Source organism: Vibrio sp. OY15, assembly GCF_000742455.1.
Classification (GTDB): Bacteria; Pseudomonadota; Gammaproteobacteria; order Enterobacterales; family Vibrionaceae; genus Vibrio; species Vibrio alginolyticus.
The window spans coordinates 97,713-118,549 of the sequence record NZ_JPIL01000006.1 but is presented as its reverse complement, the minus strand read 5'-3'; the positions used below and the strand labels follow the sequence as shown (position 1 = coordinate 118,549).

Sequence of the window (20,837 nt, the reverse complement as noted above, 5' to 3'; positions counted from 1 at the left end):
CTTACAGCTTATAAGTGTCATCTACGACAACAACAGGTTCAAAAGCTTTGCCTGATTTCATCGCTTGTTTCGTTTCTTTTTTGATATCACTATCAATCCAGTAAGTGCCATCGCCTATGATTGAACCACTGAACAGCGCCTCTGTCATGCGATTCATTGGCTTATCTGGAAACTTTAACCAGCGCCAGTGACCATAGCGGACATAAGGAACCATGTAGCCTGGGACGATAACGTGAGCATCAATGATGTCACGCTGAATCTCATGACCTAGCTGGATCTTTTTATCCATATCCATGCCAAAACGATACTCGATGATCTTTTCATCCAGTTCTGGCGTGCTGTAGTTTGTGAAAGAGTTAGTTTGCGGCTTGTTCGCATTGACTGAATGGAAGTACTCCCAATACGTTGGGATCTCAGACGTACCCATATCTAAGAAAGCCAAATCGTGCTTTTTCTCACGTACGTATTTGAACATGGATGAGCCATCAACTAACTTGAGCTCAATATCCAGCCCTGCTAGCTTGGCTTGCTCACGCAAAAAGGCAATACGAGGAGTATGAACAGGTGTTCCGTAGGTCAGCTCGAAGCTTAAGCGCTCACCTTTATCATTGACACGAATACCATCAGAACCAATTTTGTTAAAGCCTGCGGCTTCGAATGCCTCGGCCGCTTTTGCGGGATCAAACTTCGGTGCCTTAGCATCTGGTAGGGTGTATTTACCATGACCATAACCGGTCGGGTTCGGTTTACGGGAGTAGTCGCCACGCATGACATTCTCTATCATGCCATCAAAGTCAATCGCGTAAGTAATGCCCTTGCGAATGTTTAAATCATCCAGCAAAGGCATCGCGGTGTTCATCCATACACCACCAGCCCCAACTGGGAATTGGTTGTAACCCCAGAACTTTTGAATGTATCCCTTTTGGTAAGGTTCCGTATTCGATTTATCATGCCATAAGCTTGGTAAAACAAGACCAAATGCGTCCAGCTTCCCTTTCTCAAAGTGCTTCATCGCGATATCACTGTCGCGAATCACTGTGATGCGGATTTTGTCGACATTATAACGATGTTGATAATACTTATTGCTGTAACCCCACCAGTCTTCACCGACATGCTTGAAGGTAACACTTTTACCTTTTTTAATGTCATCTAGGTAGTATGCACTGGTCGTTGGTTCACTTTTAAAATTGTAGTAGCGGACAAAGTTGTCATGTATACCGTCACCATTTTCATCTTTTGAAGGGTTAGCATAAAAATGTGCGGGACGTGGGCGCAGAGCCCCCATTCGTAACAGCAATTCTTCCGGATTGAACTCTTTCGCCGCCTTAACAGCAAACGTGTGAGTGTCGTACTTGATAACATCCGCAATCGTTTTGTTGTAGTAATCGTTGTACCAAGGTTCCAAGATGTCTTTGGAACGATAAAACTTCAGCATGAACACGAAATCGTCGGCAGTCACAGGTTTGCCGTCCGACCATTTGGCTTCAGGGTTGAGTTTAAAATAGACCGTTTTGTTGTCACCTGCTAACGCCCACTCGTTAGCAAGCTCAGGTATGAACTCTAAAGTATCTGGGTGGCGGACCACCAAGCCTGGTGTTTCATCTAAGATAAAAGAACGTAGCCCTGCATTAGCATCTGGGCCAACACTACGTAACGTCTGCGGGAAACTTGACATAAAGGTGCGATAAGTCCCTCCACGTTTCGCTTCTGGCGAACCATATTGAGGCTCATCCCAGTTTGTTTGCCAGTTTAAGTCAGTCGGAAGCGTTGCTGACATTGCACCAAAACTCAGGGCGCTCAGCGTGGACGCTAAAAATAATTTCTTCATAAAACTTCCCTTTTTTATGTTTTGCTCACAATGCTCGCTTAAACATAGCGTGTGAATTTTTTCGGGTCGAAAGCCGCTCGAATGGCTTCACCAATAAAGGTCACCATTACCAGAACCAGAACAATAGAAGTCACTACTGACGCAACAATCCATGGCGAATCTAAGTTTGACTTACCTTGTTGCAGTAATTCCCCCCAACTTGGTGTTGGTGGCATCAAGCCTAAGCCTAGGTAATCGAGAGCAGTCAATGCTGTGATGTTAGCTGCAATAGTGAAAGGTGCTAGGGTTACAATCATCACCATCGTATTTGGTAAGATGTGATTAAACAAGATACGTCCAGTCGATGCCCCTAAAGCACGTGCCGCCATTACGTATTCTCGTGCCGCTTCTTTATAGGTCATGGTCCGCATGTACCATGTCATTCCCATCCAAGTGAAAAGCACGTTAATAGCGACAAAGAGAGCAAACGTCGGTTGAACGATTGAGACAAGAATCATAATGACGTACAAAAACGGGACCATTGACCAGATTTCGATAAGTCGCTGTACAAACAAGTCAAATTTACCGCCCCAAAAACCCATAGCACAACCGACTGCAGTACCGATCGCGTAGGAAATGGCCATCGTAAGCAACGCAAATCCCATCGCCGTTCTGAATCCGTAGACAAGTCGCGCCAAAATATCGCGACCTATCACATCTGTACCTAAATAATGCTTATTTTCGGCGCTAGGTGCTGTTGGCGGGAAATCACCACTAAAATCTTGTTCATATGGGTTCCATGGCACAAGCGGCAAAATAACAAAGTTGTCGCCCCCTTCGGCCTCAAACGCTTTTTGCAGTACGCGATAATCCGCTTCGCTGGATGACTCTTGGCCGAATTCGCTACCTAAACGTACGTCACTGACAACAGGAAAATAGTAGCTACCATCATACTTGACGACTAGCGCTTTACTGTTAATCAAAAGTTCGGCGAATAGAGAAAGGATCAACATAATAGAAAGAGCAACAAACGACCAATAGCCTCGTTTGATCTCTTTAAAGTGACGAATTTTCTTTTGAGTTAATGGACTAACTTTAATCATGTTACGCTCCAAACTTCACACGTGGGTCGACTAAAGCAACACAAATATCTGAAATAATGTTACCAATGAGCAGCAACAGCGCATTAATGGCGACAATACCCATAACAACAGGGTAATCACGCTCCATGATTGATTCGTAACCCAATAAGCCAATGCCATCAATATTGAAGATAACTTCAATCAGGAAGGCACCGGTCATGAAGAACAACAAAGAGTTACCAAAGTGACTCGCGATTGGAATTAAGCTGTTACGCAACGCGTGCTTACGAACTGCTTTTTTGAAAGGTAATCCTTTCGCAATTGCGGTGCGGATGTAATCTGAGGAAAGGTTTTCCATCAGGTTATTTTTCATTGTCATCGTCAGCGTGGCAAAATCACCAATGAGGTAACAGATCAAAGGCAACACCGCATGCCACATAATGTCTTTAGTGCGTTCAAAGAAGGTTTCGTAATCATCGAAGTCATCGCCGACAAAGCCTCCCATCGGAAACCATTCCAAGTGATAACTAAATAACGTGATCAGCAATACACCCACCACATAACCTGGTAGCGCGTAGCCTACGAAAATGAGTACTGAAGAAGCGGAATCAAAGACAGAACCGTGCTTGAGCGCCTTATAGTAACCAAGAGGAATCGAGATAAAATAACTAATAAAGAAGGTCATGCCGCCATAAAACAACGACACTGGCAAACGCTCTGCGATCATGTCCGAGACAGGCTCGTAGTAACGCGTCGACTCGCCAAGATCTAGCATTACCAAACGACTTAACCATTCGACGTACGCTTCCGTTACTGGTTTATCCAGGCCATAAAACGCATTCAGCTCCGCGATTTGATCGTCAGAAAGAGCCGTATTACCACCCGCAGACGTCATTGATGCGGCGCCGTCCCCCTGGGACTGCATTTGTGACAACATGCGTTCAACAGGTCCGCCAGGCACGAAACGAGTGATAGCAAAGATGAGAATAGTTATCCCGAGAAACGTTGGGATAACCAACGCCAAACGGCGTAAAAAGTACGACAGCATATACAACTTGCTCCTTGTCTACTGTCCAGTTCAAACGGAGTGAAAGAGGATATTTTCCGCCCAAAATGGTGCATATTTATCTCGTAGTAACTAAAACTGTTGAAGCACACTCCCTGCGCCTCAAGAGCTAGACTTTTCTACTACTGCAATAATTTCAGCGTCATATTTATCTTGAATCTACATCAGCTTCAAGTGTTTGAAACCAAAACATGACAAACTTCCTTCGATGTCGAAAAACAGAAATGTTTTTGTAAAAAATTATAAAAAACCACAAAAATAATTCATACAGAATATCAATCTAGGCTGTTTAGAGCCAAAACCCTACATAAAAATGCACCCTACACACATAAATAGACACATAATCCAAGGTTATATTTGACCTAAAAATACGAGTGAGCCCTTTAACAGCAATGGGTATCATATTTTGATACCACCTAATAAGTTCGAGCTAACAAAGTATGGATTCGATATAAAACTCATCTCAGAACAATTCACTGGAAAAATATCTTTTTCCAGATTCAATTACCCACTAAAAAACCATAGGCAAGATAAGTCATTAAAGTTTATAAGAAACACAAAATACGGTGTTTTATTGAAATTTAATCTCGATTCATAAACCTTATTCGGTTTTTTATTCCGCCTTTTAAATAAAGTCTGGTTATTTACATCTTTTTTACATTTAAGCATCCCCGTTTACCACTGGTTTGACTTCCTTTTTTCATCTCGGTTATACATTGGCCGAACGTTAACGAAATATTAACGTCACATTTGGCCGCTATGCGGCCAGACATAGGAAATAATAATAATCGGAGCAACAAGGATGTATAAAAACACAACCGCTTTATCTGTTGCGATAAGCCTTGCTTTGGGGACAGCAGCAGTTGCAGCCCCAGCAACAGCACTGGCAGAAGAGCAGCAAGTTGAAAAACTTCAAAAGATGAAAGTTACTGGTTCGCGTATCTCCACGACGGATATGGAAGGTCCTTCACCAGTTACTGTTATTAATAGTAAAGACATTGAGTCTAAAGGCTTTAACAGCGCGCAAGACGTATTGAACAGTTTGACCCAAAACACAGGTGGTGTAATGGCTCAAACAGACTCTTTCTCGTTTACACCAGCAGCGCAGTCAGTCAACTTACGTGGCCTTGGCGCGTCACGCACATTGATTCTTATTGATGGCCGTCGTCTTCCTCAATACCCGCTAGCACAAGATGGTACATCTAACTTCCAAGATATCGGCCAAATCCCTGTCGCCGCTATTGAGCGTGTTGAAGTAATGACCGACTCAGGTTCTGCTATCTACGGCTCCGACGCAATCGGTGGTGTCGTAAACTTCATTTTAAAGAAAGACTTTGATGGCGTTTCTGTAAAAGTACGCGCGGGTGACGCGACGGATGGTGGTTACCAAAACGGCCGTTTAGACGTTGTGGCTGGCAAAAACTTTGACGACAAACGTATTCTCTTCGTTGGCCAATTTGCGGGCAACGAAATGCTAAAGCAATCTGACCGAGATGATTGGGCTGGCGATGACGGTTCTAGCCGTTCTCAGCTAAGTGGCTACTCTAGCTACGGTGCAAACTTTGAAGGCGCCAACGGAACACTTCTAACACCAGCTGATGCTGGTTCTTCATGTAAAGAAGTCGTTGGTGATGCCGCGATTGAACGAGCGGATGGAAAGTGTGGTGTTAACCGTTCTGCATACCGAACATTAAAACCAGAAAACAAACAAGTAGACCTACTTTTACGTGGTGAAATGGACATTAACGACAATGTCACTGCCATGGCAGAAGCCCGTTTTGGCTACAAGTCTACAGAATCTGAATTCGAACCTAACCCTTACAGCGTTGAAGTTGATGCCACTCACTTCCGCGGCGAAGGCGAATACACTCGCCGTATGGTCGAATTTGGACCACGCGAAAGTAACACTGAAGCCGATTCTTTTGGCTTAACCTTAGGCTTGAACGGCCTGCTTGCTGATACGTATGATTGGGACCTATCCGCTGGTTACTCTGAGCAAAGCGTTGAAACAAGCAACCCAGCAATCTTTCTAACTCTCGACCAAGCTGTACAAAATGGTGATGTCGATCTTCTAGGGCCTATCTCACAAGACGTTGTAGACAAATACAGCGGCACTTCAAGCAAAGAAGCTTACTCAAAGCTTTACTCTGTTAACGGCTCACTGGCTGGTGATTTGGTTGAACTTCCTGCAGGTATGTCTGGCTTTGCTGTTTATGGTGAATGGAACCGTACTGACTACAATGAGACGATTGATGCTACAACAGCAGCTGGTGGTTTCTCTGGTCTAGGTGGAACGTCAGGCGGCGGTGACCGCGATCAGATTGGTCTTGGTGTTGAAGCTCTTATTCCTATCATTGAAGATTTAGAAATGACTGTCGCTGGTCGTTACGACCACTACTTCGACGACTCGGCAACTGGTGGCGCATTCACTCCTAAAGTAGCCCTAGCATACCGTCCTACTGACACCCTATTGCTACGTGGTAGCTACGGTCTAGGCTTCCGAGCTCCAGACTTGAAGCGACTATTTGGTGATCAAACTCGAGGCTTTGGTTCTGGCTTTGACCCAGAGCTTTGTGCCAACGCTGGTGGTAGCGGCCCACAAGATAAAGACAAGTACCCAGAGTGTGATACTCAATACTTCGATACGCTTAATGGCCCTAACTCTGAGCTGAAAGAAGAAACAAGTACAAACATTAACTTGGGCCTAGCGTGGGAGCCTGTGGATGATCTTGGTGTAACTGTTGACTGGTACCACATCAAGATGGAAGACGTCGTAACAGCACCAACTTACCAAGACGTAATTAACGATCCAGGTAAATACCCAGGTACTGAAGTCGTTCGTAACCCAGATGGCACCATCAAGTCGGTATCCTATGGTCCAGTGAACCAGTCGTATGAAGAGCGTTCTGGTATTGACCTAGCGATCAAATACGCATACGACACTAATGAGTTCGGCTCATTTAACACGCGTGTTGCTGTAACGAAGATCTTGATTGCTGAATATCAAGAAAACGACAGCGAGCCTGTAACGGATGAAAGAGATTTCATGCCTGAATACACCGCAACGTTAAATCTTGGCTGGGCATATGAAGATGTCGCTATCAACCTATTTGGTAAATACCGCGACCGTATGTGTTCAAGCTACGCTAACCGTTACTACTTTGATGACTGTGATTCTGCTAAAAAAGCGGGTTACAAAGCAGAAATCGCTAGTATGACAACGTGGAACCTAACGGCTTCTTACCAATTCAACGAGAGTGGTCGTGTAACTCTTGGTGCTATCAACATGTTTGACAAAGTACCGCCTGCAGATCCTCTAAGCGATACCTCTCCATTCTATGCAACTGGGTATGACGATCCAATCGGACGTCAACTATACGTCGAGGCATCATACGACTTCTAAAAAATATTTGGCGCGGGTTTTCCGCGCCCTTTTCGACTGACTAAAACACTGACAAGGATGCAACCATGAAATTCAAGGAATTTGGTCTCAGTGCCATAGCTGCAGCATTGCTTACTATCAGTAGTAGCTCTATAGCGGCCAACTCTGGTGCTGTCGTTTCCACACAAGCAAAAGCAAATCAATCTTCAGAAGCTTCGCAACAAAAAATCGACAATTATGCCGAAAGTACTGAAGGCATGTTGGCAGAATACAAAGGCTTACTACGTCAAATCGACAGCATGAAAGTCTACAACGAGCAAATTAACCGTATGGTTCAATCACAGCAAGGTGAATTGGACTCATTAAATAACCAAATTGCTCAGATCGATCAAACGGCAACAGAAGTAGTGCCACTAACACTTAAAATGATCGATGCACTCGATGAGTTTGTGACTCTCGATCTGCCTTTCCAGAAAAAAGAACGTAATAAACGTGTCCAAGAACTGCGTCGTCTCATGGATCGCGCCGACGTAACGACTTCTGAGAAATTCCGTAAAGTGATGGAAGCCTACCAAATTGAAGAAGGCTTCTCTCGCTCAATTGAATCTTACAAAGCTAGCCTAGATAGAAATGGGGAAACCGTGACTTACGATTTCCTACGTATTGGTCGCACGGCGCTTTTATTCCAATCTCCAGACGGTGGTGAGACAGGTATGTGGAACCAACAAACACGTCAATGGGAAACATTACCGGAAAGCTACCGCATAGCGGTACAGCAAGGCCTTCGTATCGCGAAGAAGCAAGCGCCACCAGCGCTAATCAAATTGCCTGTATATGCTGGGGAGGAATAAGAGATGAAAGGATTCAAAACTCTAGCCGCTGGTCTACTAGCGAGCTTATTTATGGCTTCAGGCGTACAAGCAGAAACGCCTAAAAACCTATCTGAACTACTCAAAAACGTAAAATCAGAAAGCATCGTTGAGTCAAAAGAGAACAAAGCCCGTGAAGCTGAGTTCAAGAACAACCGAGATAAGCAAGCAGCATTATTGCAACAGGCTCGTGAAGAGCTAGCTTCACAGCAAGCACTGGGCGATCAACTTAAAGCGACATTTGATGAAAACGATAAGCAGCTGACTGAACTAACAGAAACCTTACGTGTTCGCTCCGGTACTTTGGGCGAAATGTTTGGTGTGGTCCGCCAATATGCGGGCGAGTTTAAGGGCTTATTTGCAGCCTCTCAAAACGCAGTTCAGTTCCCAGAGCGTGACGCGCTACTAACGAAACTGGCTGAAAGTAAAGAACTGCCATCAACGCAAGAGCTAGAAGCATTCTGGCATACTATTCTTCAACAAGTGGTTGCCTCAGGCGAGACAGCAACAACCCAAGCAACGGTTGTTTATGGCGAAGGTAAAGAAGCGGTTCGCGATGTTACTCTTGTCGGTGAATTTAACGCGATTGCCGATGGTAAGTACGTTACTTATGTACCTCAAACAGGTAAGTTCGAAGAACTCTCTCGACAACCTCGCACCAATATTACACGTCATGTTGCAGGCTTTGAGTCAGCGTCAAACAGCTATGAGCCACTGTTTATTGACCCATCCCGTGGTGTAATTCTGTCTCTACTTGTACAAAGCCCAACCGTTCAAGAACGTATTGATCAAGGTGGCATTGTAGGTTACGTCATCCTTGGTATGGGTGCAGTTGGCGCTATCATTGCTCTAGTTTGCTTCCTACGCCTTCAAGTGATTGGCGGTAAAATGCGTAAGCAAGCGAAATCAGAAACCGTGATTCCTGGTAACCCTCTGGGTGAAGTTATCCAAGCTTACCAAGAACACAAAGGTGACAACCTTGAAGATCTGGAAGCGAAACTGGACGAAATCATCCTACGTAACGCACCGAGCATTGAACGCTTTATCAGCTCAATCAAACTGTTCGCTTCTGTAGCACCACTTCTAGGTCTACTGGGTACGGTTATGGGTATGATCGGTACGTTCCAAGCAATCACACTATTTGGTACAGGTGATCCTAAGCTAATGGCTGGCGGTATCTCTGAAGCACTTGTTACTACGATGCTTGGTCTGGTTGTCGCAATTCCTCTACTGTTCCTGTACACCATCGTACACAGTAAAGGTCGTCGTTTGGTTCAAACTCTTGAAGAACAGAGTGCAGGCTTCATCGCTCGCTATCAGGAAAAACTACATAAAGCCGAAAGCTAAGGAGGCGTTATGTGGTGGTTAGTTGGAGAACTTGAATCAATTAGGCGCTTCTTGGGAATGGGTGGCGATGTACTCGTCGCCATCTTCATCCTCAGCTTTATGCTTTGGGCAGTATTGTTAGAACGTTGGTTCTATTTTGCTGCCGTCGCTCCAAAAGCCATGAAAAAAGCCGTTGGCTCATGGCAGGGGCGAGCAGAGCACCAGAGCTGGAACGCTAAGATGATCCGACAAGAAATTGTTTCTCGTCAGGACATTGAGAATAAAAAGGGCCTGCCAATCGTGAAAGTGTTGATTGCGCTTTGTCCCTTACTGGGTTTGCTCGGCACCGTTGTTGGCATGATCCAAGTATTCGACATCTTAGCGGTAACAGGAACAGGAAGCCCTCGAGCAATGGCCTCGGGGATCTCAAAGGCAACAATCCCAACGTTAGCCGGGATGGTGGCTTCTCTATCAGGACTGTTCTTTAGTTCACGTCTTGATCATTTAGCCAAAGTCACAACGCAAAAGCTGGAAGATAAGCTAAAGCATATTGCCTGAGTAAATGGAATTAGAGGTATAGGTCATGAAAAGACGCTATAGCAGTGATAGCAGTGATGAAACCGCTATCGATATGACACCGATGCTCGACATCGTATTCATCATGTTGATCTTCTTTATCGTAACAACATCGTTCGTAAAAGAAGCTGGTCTAGAAGTAAACCGCCCGACGGCAAGCTCTGCGCAAACCGTGAAAAAAGGTAACATCATGGTCGCAGTTGGTGCGGCGGGTGATGTTTGGGTTGATAAACGCCGCATCGAAGTGGACGCGGTTCGCGCGAATATTGAACGTCTTCGTGCAGAAAGCCCTGATGGCGCAGTTGTTATCCAAGCCGACACTGAAGCAAATGCTGGCGTAGTCGTGAAGGTTATGGACCAGATCAAAATGGCAGGTGTAGAAAGCATCTCCATTGCCGCAACCAATAAGGATTAAGCTTATGCGGTATCTGGCCTCAATTGCACTGGCGCTCATTGTCTCCCTCGGGTTGTTCTGGGGGATGGACAAGCTAGTAAACAAAGAGCGCCACGAGTTAGTGTCGAATGATGACCTGCGTATGGTCGAGTTTATTCGCATTAAACCAGACGAAAAAATACAGGAGAAAAAACGCGAACTTCCAAAACCACCACCGCCTAAGCGTCCGCCGCCACCGCCAGAAATGAAAGTGACAGCGACAGTAAAACCGGTGATGGAGCAGACCCCAATGGATATGCCAAAGCTTGACCTACCCGTAAATGTTACAGGTGGTTCGGTGCTTGGACATTATAGCCAGGGTGGAGGTGCGCAACTCGCGGGTAGCGGAGGTCCAACACCTCTAGCGACATTCCAACCTCAAATGCCTAGGAAGGCTGCGAAAGCAGGAATAGAAAAAGGGGTCGTCTTATTAGAGTTTACTGTAAACGCACGTGGTGCCGTAGAGGACATCAAAGTTCTTAAAGAGCAACCACGACGCTTAGGCCTCGGTCGAGCGGCAAGAAAAACAGTCTCTAAATGGACATTTAAACCAAAATTGGTTGACGGGAAACCTGTTAGCTCGCGCCTATCGCAAGAAATAGAGTTCTCAACCAATTAAGGAGTCACGATGAAAAGTTTATGGAAAAGCAAAGTGGCTTCTTTAATTCTCTTCGCAGGAGTGGCAATGGCCGCTCCTACGATGGCAAAAGAAGCTCCTCAGTTATCAGATCGGACATTTCGAACCGTTAACAAAGTGCAAGAGTTGATCGCAACTGAAAAATATTCAGCAGCGAAAGAAAAACTAGCAAGCGCTTTAGAAAGCACAAGTTCGAAAAAATACGACCGAGCAGTTTTACTTCAGCAGACTGGCTTTTTGTATTCGCTACAAGACAATTATGTGCAAGCAGCAAAATACTTTGCCGAAGCATTACAGCTCGACGCACTTCCCGTTCCGGTTGCTCAACAAGTTCGCTACAGCTTGGCTCAGCTTTACCTAGCTGAAGAAAAGTATACGTTGTCTGTAAAAACGATGAAGGAATGGTTCAAGGTTGCAGAAACAACCAAAGAGAAGCCTCAAGCTCATGCTTATATCACGTTAGCGAGCGCTTATGTTCAGTTGGAAGATTACAAAAATGCAATCCCGCCAACCAAAAAAGCCATCGCGATGAGCAAGAGCCCAAGTGAGTCTTGGTACTTAATTCTCGTTGCATCTCACTACGAGTTAGGCCAGCTGAAAAGCGTTGCCAGTGTACTCAAAACTCTGACTTCAAAGTACCCTCAGAAAAAGCGTTACTGGATGCAACTTTCTGGTGTCTACATGGAGCTAGGTCAAGAACGCAACTCTCTAGCCACCCTAGAAATGGTTTACAAAATGGGGAAACTAGAAGGAGAGAAGGAATATTTACGCTTTGTAAACTTCTTGGCTTATCAAGGTATTCCATATAAAGCAGCCAAAACTCTTGAAAAGGAAATGGCAGCTGGAAACATTGAAAAGACGAAGGAAAACTATGACCGCCTAGCCAGTTTCTGGCAGCAAGCTAAAGAGCTAGATAAATCAATTCTCGCTTATAAAAAGTCATATAACCTCGCTCCTTCTGCTAAAACGCAAATTCAGATTGCTCGCTTAATGATACAAGACAAGCAGTATTCTGAAGCAACTCGTTTTGTAGAAAGCGCGGCATCCAGTGCCTCTAAAGAGCAAAAGGCAGAACTTGAATACATTCGCGGGATGGCCTATTTCGAGCTTAAGCAACCACAAAAGGCCTTGCAGGCGATGAAAGGCGCTGCTCAATCGCCAAAATTCAGGTCAACCGTTAGCCCTTGGATAAATTTCCTAGAGTCTCAAGGATAATTCGAAGATTAAGTGTGAGTCAGTCGCACGCCTGGGGAAGTGAAAGCTTCCCCTTTTTTCCGTTTTATCTTTATTAACCCCTATTTTTAACCAGAGTCACTCACGCAAGCCAAATCGGGACTCTAAACCTAAAATCAGCACACTAAACGGTTGTAGAAATGGTTTTAATAACAGAGTGCGCGGATGGTAAGTCCTGTACCACGCTCCTTCTTCGCTGTTTAGGAACACTCTGGCGTAAGTAACTATTTCATCTGGGACGATCACAGACAGAAAGATCAACTGGTAACAAAATAGAGATCATGATACTCTTCGCCTCCATTTTTCTGGCGGGATTATCACCAATATCCACCCCTTTGGTGGTTGATTTCTCAATGCCAGTGCTATCGTTATAAGAATGTCGAACTTTCCTTCGGCACTCAATCAATCCAATCAAAAGTGGAACAGTACAATGGGCAAAGGTACTCTCTATATCGTATCTGCACCTAGCGGCGCAGGTAAATCTAGCTTGATCTCAGCGATGTTGGAACGCAACCCAACCTACGCAATGAAAGTGTCTGTGTCTCACACCACGCGCAACATGCGACCTGGTGAAGAAAATGGTGTCCACTACCATTTTGTAGCGAAAGATGAGTTTGAAGCCCTGATCGCTAAAGGTGACTTCCTAGAATACGCAGAAGTGTTTGGTAATTATTACGGCACATCTCGTGTATGGATTGAAGAAACACTAAATAAAGGTATCGACGTTTTTCTAGATATCGACTGGCAAGGCGCACGCCAAATCCGTGAACAAATGCCAGAAGCCAAAAGCATCTTCATCCTGCCACCATCAAACGGTGAGTTAGAGCGTCGCTTGAACACTCGTGGTCAAGATAGCGATGAAGTGATCGCAAAGCGTATGGCTGAAGCCAAGTCGGAAATCTCTCATTACAACGAGTACGACTACGTGATCGTAAACGACGATTTTGATACCGCTTTGATGGATTTTAAAGCTATCTTGCGTGCTGAAAGATTGAAGGAAGAAAAGCAAGCTGCTAAATATAAAGGTATGCTTGACGCGTTGTTAGCAGAGTAACTTCAAAAAAGTCACGCTGTAAAACATAAAGAATTTCCCGTTTTTTGCCCAGTGCGAAAAACACAATAAACTACCTGAGAAAGTCCACAAACGGTGGCTTGTCTAATTGCTAGTAAATAAAGTAGTTAGGTTGTATACTTTCTCGTCATTCTAAAATTTTAGTTAACTATTTGGAGTCCTCATGGCACGCGTAACTGTTCAAGACGCTGTTGAAAAAGTTGGCAACCGTTTCGACCTAGTACTGATTGCGGCTCGCCGCGCTCGTCAAATGCAAACTGGCGGTAAAGATGCACTAGTGCCAGAAGAGAACGATAAGCCAACGGTTATCGCTCTACGCGAAATCGAAGAAGGTTTAATTACTAAAGAAGTTCTAGACGCTCGTGAACGTCAAGAACAGCAAGAGCAAGAAGCGGCAGAGCTAGCGGCAGTAAGCAGCATCGCTCACAACCGTTAATTCTGACTTTAGAATTCAACAACCTCCCGGGCCTATAATTTGTATCTATTCGATAGCCTCAAAGACGTTGCCCAAGAATACCTAACAGAGCCTCAGATTGAGGCTCTGCGTCAATCTTATGTGGTAGCGAGAGATGCCCATGAAGGGCAAACCCGCTCTAGCGGTGAACCATACATCATCCACCCTGTCGCTGTGGCTCGTATCTTGGCCGAAATGCGCCTTGATATCGAAACCCTCCAAGCTGCTTTGCTGCATGACGTCATTGAAGACTGTGATGTAACTAAAGAAGATCTCGAAGAGAAATTCGGCAACACTGTCGCAGAATTGGTTGATGGTGTATCTAAACTGGACAAACTCAAATTCCGCGATAGGAAAGAGGCTCAGGCTGAGAACTTTCGTAAGATGGTTCTGGCCATGGTGCAAGATATCCGCGTCATTCTGATCAAACTGGCTGACCGCACGCACAACATGCGTACGCTTGGCGCGCTTCGACCAGATAAAAAGCGTCGTATTGCTCGTGAAACGTTAGAAATTTACGCGCCCCTCGCTCATCGTCTTGGTATTCACAATATCAAAACCGAACTCGAAGAGTTGGGCTTTGAGGCGCTATATCCCAACCGCTACCGCGTACTGAAAGAAGTGGTTAAAGCCGCACGTGGTAATCGTAAAGAGATGATCCAACGCATTCACAGCGAAATAGAAGGCCGTCTGCAAGATTTCGGCTTGAATGCTCGAGTCGTTGGTCGTGAGAAAAACCTGTTCTCTATCTATAACAAGATGAAAACCAAAGAACAGCGCTTTCACACCATCATGGATATCTATGCGTTCCGAGTCGTTGTTGATACCGCTGATACTTGTTATCGCGTTTTAGGCCAAGTACACAGCTTGTATAAGCCACGTCCTGGTCGCATGAAAGATTACATCGCGGTACCAAAGGCGAACGGCTATCAATCGCTACACACTTCCATGGTTGGCCCACACGGCGTACCTGTTGAAGTTCAGATCCGTACTGAAGATATGGATCAAATGGCGGACAAAGGTGTCGCAGCACACTGGTCTTACAAAGACAAAGGCGACAAGTCTGGTACCACTGCGCAAGTGAAAGCTCAGCGTTGGATGCAAAGCCTGTTAGAGCTACAACAAAGCGCGGGTAACTCATTCGAATTCATTGAAAACGTAAAATCCGATCTTTTCCCAGATGAGATTTACGTCTTCACACCAAAAGGTCGTATCGTTGAATTGCCTTTAGGCGCAACGGCTGTCGACTTTGCCTATGCCGTACATACCGATGTAGGCAACTCTTGTGTTGGTGCTCGTGTTGATCGTAACCCTTACCCATTGAGTAAGGCATTGAAAAACGGTCAGACGGTGGAAATTATCAGTGCCCCTGGTGCGCGTCCGAATGCGGCATGGCTGAACTATGTCGTGACTTCTCGTGCCCGCACTAAGATTCGACAAGTACTGAAAACGATGCGTCGTGAAGAGTCGATTACTTTAGGTCGTCGTCTACTTAATCACGCACTTGGCCGTCACTCGATTGATTCAATTTATCCAGAAAATATCCAAGAAGTCTTGAATGATCTTCGCCTAGAAAGCATTGATGATTTATTGGCTGCTATTGGATTGGGTGAGTTGATGAGCATTGTGATCGCACGTCGGCTCCTTGGTGACACCGAAGAGCTCACGACAACAAGCTCAATCCCAACGGACTCGAAGAAGAAGCTTCCGATTCGTGGCGCAGAAGGCTTATTGCTGACGTTTGCAAATTGTTGTCATCCTATCCCAGATGATCACATTATTGCTCACGTATCGCCTGGTCGTGGTTTGGTTGTTCACCGAGAAACATGTCCGAATGTTCGTGGTTATCAGAAAGAGCCAGACCGTTATATGGCTGTCGCTTGGTCTGAAGACTACGATAAAGAGTTCATTGCTGAACTTAAAGTCGACATGCTTAACAACCAAGGTGCTCTTGCAGAACTTACCAACGTGATCTCGAAAACAGGATCAAACATTCATGGCCTTTCAACGGAAGAACGTGATGGTCGTCTATACACTGTGACTGTGCTGTTGACGACGAAAGATCGTGTCCACCTTGCTGGTATCATGCGTAAGATTAAGGCAATGCCTCAAGCAACCCGAGTCAGACGCAGAAAGAACTAACCTCTATCGCCACCTACTCTGTTAGGTGGCGATTTTTTATACCTCAATAAATATGAACCTAGAACGTTACAACCGTATTCACCAAGTCCTAAAAACTCGCCAAACTGATCTGACACTTTGTCTCGAAGAAGTACATAAGCCAAACAACGTCTCTGCTGTGATCCGCACCGCTGACGCGACAGGCTTACACAAAGTTCACGCAATTTGGCCAGACAAAATGCGTACGCTGAGCCATACCTCAGCTGGCGCGCGTAACTGGGTTGAAGTGGATACTCACGATTCGATTGAAACTGCGATTACCGAACTCAAAGCGCAAGGTATGCAGGTTTTGGTGACCAATCTTTCGGACACCGCCGTCGATTTTCGCGAGATCGACTACACCAGACCAACGGCAATCATTTTAGGCAGTGAAAAAGTTGGCGCTTCGGAGCAAGCCAAACAGCTTGCCGATCAAGACATTATTATCCCAATGGTGGGCATGGTGCAGTCACTAAACGTATCGGTTGCCAGTGCCGTAATTTTGTATGAAGCGCAACGTCAACGTGAAGCCGCAGGCATGTACGACCGAGAAGAAAGCGCTCTGCCTAAAGAGACAATCAACCGTATTCTCTTTGAACGTGGTCACCCAGTGCTGGCAAAGGTCGCGAAACGAAAAGGGCTCGTTTACCCACCACTCGATGAAGAAGGTCAAATCATCGCCGATGACGCGTGGTGGCAAGAGATGCAAAGCAAGTAACAGACTTTCGTCATCCTGAACGGCGGCGAAGGAGCGTGGTTCAGGATCTAATTCTCAAATATACAGATGCTGATAGTGTTAACTTCAGCGACATACTTGTTGAAAATAGAATCCTGATGTCGCTAAAGCTCCTCGGAATGATAGGTTATCAGTCAAATCATGACACTAACTAAAGCATGACTATTTTTTCCTGTACAAAAACACAGCTCCATGGTTAACATACTGCTATGTTAACCATTTTCTTGAGCCCTCTATGTCCGCCCAAATGTTATCTGGCGTCCCATTAACCTCCCTTTCTGGAGTTGGCGCGAAAGTCGCAGAAAAACTCGCCAAAGTTGGCTTACATAGCGTTCAAGATTTGCTGTTTCACCTTCCGTTACGCTACGAAGATCGTACTCGTATTTACCCTATTGCCAAACTGCATGCTGGCCTTTGGGCGGCCGTGCAAGGTAAGGTCATGGCAGTCGACACCATCTTCGGTAAGCGCAAAATGCTAACGGTAAAAATCAGCGACGGTAATGGCACTATCACGCTGCGCTTTTTCAACTTTACCGCAGCCATGAAGAACAATTTCACGCAAGGTAAGTTAGTACATGCTTACGGTGAAATTAAGCGCGGTGGCATGGGTTTGGAAATTGTTCATCCTGACTACAAGTTTTACGTCAGCGAGCAAAAGCCCGATGTAGAACAGAGCTTAACCCCTGTTTATCCCACCACCGATGGATTGCGTCAAATCACATTGCGCAACCTTACCGAACAAGCTTTAGCCCTGCTTGATAAAACCGCAGTGCAGGAATTACTTCCAGCGGGGTTGTATGACCATCAAATCACGATGTCGCAAGCACTGCACACCATTCATCGCCCACCACCAACCATTAATTTAGATGAGTTTGACGAAGGCAAACATCCTGCCCAAATCCGCTTGATCATGGAAGAATTGCTCGCACAAAACTTATCGATGCTGGCGGTGCGTAGCAAAGGTCAGAAGGATTCAGCGCTACCTCTCGGTCCTTGTAATAAACTAAAAACGCAGCTTTTAGCCCAACTGCCTTTCTCTCCTACAAACGCTCAAACCCGAGTCGTACAAGAGATTGAAGCCGATCTAGAAAAACCGCACCCAATGATGCGATTAGTGCAAGGCGATGTTGGTTCGGGGAAAACATTGGTTGCCGCCTTGGCCGCTGTTAGAGCCATTGAGCATGGCCATCAGGTGGCACTCATGGCGCCAACCGAACTATTGGCCGAGCAACACGCTATCAACTTCGCAAACTGGTTTGAGAGAATGGGCATTCAAGTCGGTTGGTTAGCGGGCAAACTCAAAGGTAAGGCAAAGGAAGCCGAGCTGGCTCGTATTGCCAGTGGTGAAGCGCAAATGGTAGTGGGTACTCACGCGCTATTCCAAGAGCACGTTGAATTTCATCACCTTGCTTTGGTCATCATTGATGAACAGCACCGCTTCGGTGTCCATCAGCGATTAGAATTGCGTGAAAAAGGTGCAAAACAAGGCGCTTATCCACATCAGCTCATCATGACAGCAACGCCGATTCCGCGAACGTTAGCCATGACTGCTTATGCTGACTTAGAAACGTCGGTGATTGACGAGTTACCGCCAGGTCGAACACCAATCCAGACTGTCGCGATTCCAGACACCAAACGCAATGATATCGTCGAACGTGTCCGAAATGCCTGCTTAAACGAAGGCAAGCAGGCATATTGGGTGTGTACCCTGATTGATGAGTCGGAAGTATTAGAAGCGCAAGCCGCGGCAGATACCGCAGAAGAGCTTCAACGTAAGCTACCGGACGTAAAAATTGGTCTAGTACACGGACGAATGAAGCCGGCAGAGAAACAAGCGGTGATGCAAGATTTCAAAGACAATAAACTGCATTTGCTGGTCGCAACGACAGTGATTGAAGTTGGTGTGGATGTGCCAAACTCTAGCTTGATGATCATAGAAAACCCTGAACGTCTTGGTTTGGCACAATTACACCAGTTAAGAGGTCGCGTGGGCCGAGGTTCCGTTGCTAGCCATTGTGTGCTGCTGTACCACTCTCCGCTGTCAAAAACCGCGCAAAAACGTCTCGGAGTACTACGTGAAAGTAACGATGGCTTCGTCATTGCGCAGAAAGACCTAGAAATTCGTGGCCCTGGAGAACTATTGGGTACAAAGCAGACAGGTCTTGCTGATTTCAAAATCGCAGACTTAGTTCGAGATCAACGCCTGATTCCCGAAGTTCAGCGTATTGCGCGTCATATTCATGACAATTACCCGACTAACGCAACAGCAATTATCGATCGCTGGTTGGGTGAGCGGGATATTTACTCCAAAGCGTAATGATTGAAAGCGAGCCAAATGGCTCGTTTTTTAATACGCCAAAAACAAAGCAAACGTTTGCTTTTTGAGTAAATCTCTCTATAATCGCGCACAAATTTTTAAGTGTGTTAGATCACACTCCACCAACCTGAGTTGACTCTGATTAACAGCAATCACAGGTAACGACGTCAACTCCACCCTGCTCTCCCATTCAGCGAGAACTAGGGAAATATTGCGACTAGCGAGACAAACAATGACAACTTCAAACCGATCTTCGGAACTGGTCTATCAACTCAACGATCGACCACCTTTGCCTCAAACCATTTTTGCCGCACTTCAGCACTTATTGGCGATGTTCGTCGCGGTTATCACTCCGTCACTGATCATCTGTCAGTCTTTGGGTGTACCTGCAGACCAAACGAACACCATCATCAGCATGTCTTTATTTGCGTCAGGCGTGTCTTCGTTTATTCAAATTCGCACCGTTGGCCCAATTGGCTCTGGTTTGCTCTCTGTTCAAGGCACCAGCTTTAACTTTTTAGGTCCTATTATTGGAGCAGGCCTATCGCTGAAAGCCGGTGGAGCAGACATCAGCACCATGATGGCTGCCATTTTTGGTACGATTTTAGTCGCATCATTTGCAGAAATTTTCCTATCTCGCGTATTGGAGCATGCCCGCCGAATCATCACTCCGCTCGTTTCAGGCATCGTCGTCACTCTTATCGGTCTCACACTGATTCAAGTCGGCTTAGTATCAATGGGCGGTGGCTACGCAGCATTAAATGAAGGAACCTTCGGCAGCTTAGACAAACTTGCTCTGGCTGGGACGGTACTTGGATTAATTGTGATTTTAAACCGCTCGAAAAACCCATACATCCGTGTGGCTTCAATCGTGATTGCGATGCTAGTGGGTTACATCATGGCGTATTTTATGGGGATGGTAGATACTTCTCAGCTAGGCGCAACTGAGATCGTAGCACTGCCCGTACCAATGCAATATGGCTTATCGTTTGACTGGTCTCTGTTCATTCCGCTGGTACTGATTTTCTTTATTACCGCACTAGAGGCCATCGGTGATATTACCGCAACATCTGAAGTGTCTGGTGAGCCAGTAAAAGGCCCAGTGTACATGGAACGCATTAAGGGCGGTGTGTTAGCAGACGGCTTAAACTCCGCAATCGCAGCCGTTTTCAACAGCTTCCCGAACTCAACGTTTAGCCAGAATAACGGCATCATCATGCTAACAGGAGTCGCGAGCCGCTACGTGGGTTACTTTATTTCTGGCATGTTAGTGATTCTTGGCTTGTTCCCAGGTGTCGCTAGCTTTGTTCAGCTGATTCCTGAGCCAGTACTTGGCGGCGCAACGATTGTCATGTTTGGTACGATTGCTGCCGCTGGTGTGCGTATTATCTCTCGTGTTGAGCTCGATCGCCGCGCAATTCTGATCATGGCCTTATCCTTCTCAATGGGACTTGGTATCGCACAAAAACCAGAGATCCTGCAATTTATGCCAGAATTTATTAAGAGTATTTTCTCAACTGGTGTTGCAGCAGGTGGCATCACAGCGATCATTTTAAATCTACTTCTGCCAGAGAAACTGGAAGACGAAGATGAACTTCCTCAGGAAGTGAAAGAGTCTTAAGATTATTGAGAATAAGAAAAGCCCAACCTAATTAGGTTGGGCTTTTTGTTTTAAAGGGTGCGGGCC

General features: G+C 45.7%; 16 protein-coding genes. 13 read left to right on the top strand and 3 right to left on the bottom strand.

Going from position 1 to position 20,837, the window contains the following annotated elements; translation table 11 throughout:
• Position 1 precedes the first annotated feature (1 nt).
• From IJ23_RS07645 to IJ23_RS07635, 3 genes are read right to left on the bottom strand one after another with little or no spacing between them, the layout of a single operon-like run.
• Positions 2-1,828 (bottom strand): extracellular solute-binding protein, encoded by a 1,827-nt coding sequence (locus IJ23_RS07645; protein ID WP_005384774.1) that lies wholly within the window; start codon positions 1,826-1,828, stop codon positions 2-4.
• 38 nt (positions 1,829-1,866) lie between these two features.
• Positions 1,867-2,910, bottom strand: a complete 1,044-nt coding sequence (locus IJ23_RS07640) for an ABC transporter permease (protein ID WP_005379369.1) — start codon at positions 2,908-2,910, stop codon at positions 1,867-1,869.
• A gap of 1 nt (position 2,911) precedes the next feature.
• Complete coding sequence (locus IJ23_RS07635) at positions 2,912-3,937, bottom strand: ABC transporter permease subunit (RefSeq protein ID WP_005379368.1); 1,026 nt, start codon at positions 3,935-3,937, stop codon at positions 2,912-2,914.
• A gap of 820 nt (positions 3,938-4,757) precedes the next feature.
• Here IJ23_RS07635 and IJ23_RS07630 point away from each other — a divergent pair.
• The 13 genes from IJ23_RS07630 to IJ23_RS07570 all read left to right on the top strand — a co-directional run bounded on the left by IJ23_RS07630 (position 4,758) and on the right by IJ23_RS07570 (position 20,771).
• Positions 4,758-7,358, top strand: coding sequence for a TonB-dependent receptor plug domain-containing protein (locus IJ23_RS07630; RefSeq protein WP_033905922.1), 2,601 nt, complete (start codon positions 4,758-4,760; stop codon positions 7,356-7,358).
• 65 nt (positions 7,359-7,423) lie between these two features.
• Positions 7,424-8,188, top strand: coding sequence for a DUF3450 domain-containing protein (locus tag IJ23_RS07625; RefSeq protein WP_005379365.1), 765 nt, complete (start codon positions 7,424-7,426; stop codon positions 8,186-8,188).
• A gap of 3 nt (positions 8,189-8,191) precedes the next feature.
• Entirely contained in the window at positions 8,192-9,553 is a 1,362-nt protein-coding gene (locus IJ23_RS07620; protein ID WP_017634999.1) for a MotA/TolQ/ExbB proton channel family protein, read from the top strand.
• 9 nt (positions 9,554-9,562) lie between these two features.
• Positions 9,563-10,090 (top strand): MotA/TolQ/ExbB proton channel family protein, encoded by a 528-nt coding sequence (locus tag IJ23_RS07615; protein ID WP_033905920.1) that lies wholly within the window; start codon positions 9,563-9,565, stop codon positions 10,088-10,090.
• Positions 10,091-10,115: 25 nt separating this feature from the next.
• Positions 10,116-10,523: an ExbD/TolR family protein gene (locus IJ23_RS07610; protein WP_005379359.1), complete on the top strand. Its 408-nt coding sequence runs from the start codon at positions 10,116-10,118 to the stop codon at positions 10,521-10,523.
• A 4-nt stretch (positions 10,524-10,527) separates the two neighbouring features.
• Positions 10,528-11,160 carry an energy transducer TonB gene (locus IJ23_RS07605; RefSeq protein ID WP_005379353.1) on the top strand — a complete coding sequence of 211 codons (633 nt, stop codon included), beginning with the start codon at positions 10,528-10,530 and terminating at the stop codon, positions 11,158-11,160.
• Positions 11,161-11,169: 9 nt separating this feature from the next.
• On the top strand, positions 11,170-12,393 hold the full coding sequence (locus IJ23_RS07600; protein WP_005379348.1) for a tetratricopeptide repeat protein: 1,224 nt from the start codon (positions 11,170-11,172) through the stop codon (positions 12,391-12,393).
• A gap of 448 nt (positions 12,394-12,841) precedes the next feature.
• On the top strand, positions 12,842-13,465 hold the full coding sequence (gene gmk, locus IJ23_RS07595; RefSeq protein WP_005379347.1) for a guanylate kinase: 624 nt from the start codon (positions 12,842-12,844) through the stop codon (positions 13,463-13,465).
• 181 nt (positions 13,466-13,646) lie between these two features.
• Complete coding sequence (gene rpoZ, locus IJ23_RS07590; protein ID WP_005379346.1) at positions 13,647-13,919, top strand: DNA-directed RNA polymerase subunit omega; 273 nt, start codon at positions 13,647-13,649, stop codon at positions 13,917-13,919.
• 39 nt (positions 13,920-13,958) lie between these two features.
• Positions 13,959-16,079, top strand: a complete 2,121-nt coding sequence (gene spoT / locus IJ23_RS07585) for a bifunctional GTP diphosphokinase/guanosine-3',5'-bis pyrophosphate 3'-pyrophosphohydrolase (RefSeq protein WP_005379340.1) — start codon at positions 13,959-13,961, stop codon at positions 16,077-16,079.
• Between the two features lie 52 nt (positions 16,080-16,131).
• Positions 16,132-16,815, top strand: a complete 684-nt coding sequence (gene trmH, locus IJ23_RS07580; RefSeq protein ID WP_017635001.1) for a tRNA (guanosine(18)-2'-O)-methyltransferase TrmH — start codon at positions 16,132-16,134, stop codon at positions 16,813-16,815.
• A gap of 253 nt (positions 16,816-17,068) precedes the next feature.
• The gene (gene recG, locus IJ23_RS07575; RefSeq protein ID WP_033905919.1) at positions 17,069-19,150 is read left to right on the top strand and encodes an ATP-dependent DNA helicase RecG; all 2,082 of its coding nucleotides are present in this window, start codon (positions 17,069-17,071) and stop codon (positions 19,148-19,150) included.
• 232 nt (positions 19,151-19,382) lie between these two features.
• Positions 19,383-20,771, top strand: coding sequence for a uracil-xanthine permease family protein (locus IJ23_RS07570; protein ID WP_033905917.1), 1,389 nt, complete (start codon positions 19,383-19,385; stop codon positions 20,769-20,771).
• The last annotated feature ends 66 nt before the right edge of the window (positions 20,772-20,837 follow it).

Excerpts from the sequence above, each read along its gene's own strand:
- IJ23_RS07645 (WP_005384774.1), bottom strand. The coding sequence starts at position 1,828 with ATGAAGAAATTATTTTTAGCGTCCACGCTGAGCGCCCTGAGTTTTGGT.
- IJ23_RS07640 (WP_005379369.1), bottom strand. The coding sequence starts at position 2,910 with ATGATTAAAGTTAGTCCATTAACTCAAAAGAAAATTCGTCACTTTAAA.
- IJ23_RS07635 (WP_005379368.1), bottom strand. The coding sequence starts at position 3,937 with ATGCTGTCGTACTTTTTACGCCGTTTGGCGTTGGTTATCCCAACGTTT.
- IJ23_RS07630 (WP_033905922.1), top strand. The coding sequence starts at position 4,758 with ATGTATAAAAACACAACCGCTTTATCTGTTGCGATAAGCCTTGCTTTG.
- IJ23_RS07625 (WP_005379365.1), top strand. The coding sequence starts at position 7,424 with ATGAAATTCAAGGAATTTGGTCTCAGTGCCATAGCTGCAGCATTGCTT.
- IJ23_RS07620 (WP_017634999.1), top strand. The coding sequence starts at position 8,192 with ATGAAAGGATTCAAAACTCTAGCCGCTGGTCTACTAGCGAGCTTATTT.
- IJ23_RS07615 (WP_033905920.1), top strand. The coding sequence starts at position 9,563 with ATGTGGTGGTTAGTTGGAGAACTTGAATCAATTAGGCGCTTCTTGGGA.
- IJ23_RS07610 (WP_005379359.1), top strand. The coding sequence starts at position 10,116 with ATGAAAAGACGCTATAGCAGTGATAGCAGTGATGAAACCGCTATCGAT.
- IJ23_RS07605 (WP_005379353.1), top strand. The coding sequence starts at position 10,528 with ATGCGGTATCTGGCCTCAATTGCACTGGCGCTCATTGTCTCCCTCGGG.
- IJ23_RS07600 (WP_005379348.1), top strand. The coding sequence starts at position 11,170 with ATGAAAAGTTTATGGAAAAGCAAAGTGGCTTCTTTAATTCTCTTCGCA.
- gmk (WP_005379347.1), top strand. The coding sequence starts at position 12,842 with ATGGGCAAAGGTACTCTCTATATCGTATCTGCACCTAGCGGCGCAGGT.
- rpoZ (WP_005379346.1), top strand. The coding sequence starts at position 13,647 with ATGGCACGCGTAACTGTTCAAGACGCTGTTGAAAAAGTTGGCAACCGT.
- trmH (WP_017635001.1), top strand. The coding sequence starts at position 16,132 with ATGAACCTAGAACGTTACAACCGTATTCACCAAGTCCTAAAAACTCGC.
- recG (WP_033905919.1), top strand. The coding sequence starts at position 17,069 with ATGTCCGCCCAAATGTTATCTGGCGTCCCATTAACCTCCCTTTCTGGA.
- IJ23_RS07570 (WP_033905917.1), top strand. The coding sequence starts at position 19,383 with ATGACAACTTCAAACCGATCTTCGGAACTGGTCTATCAACTCAACGAT.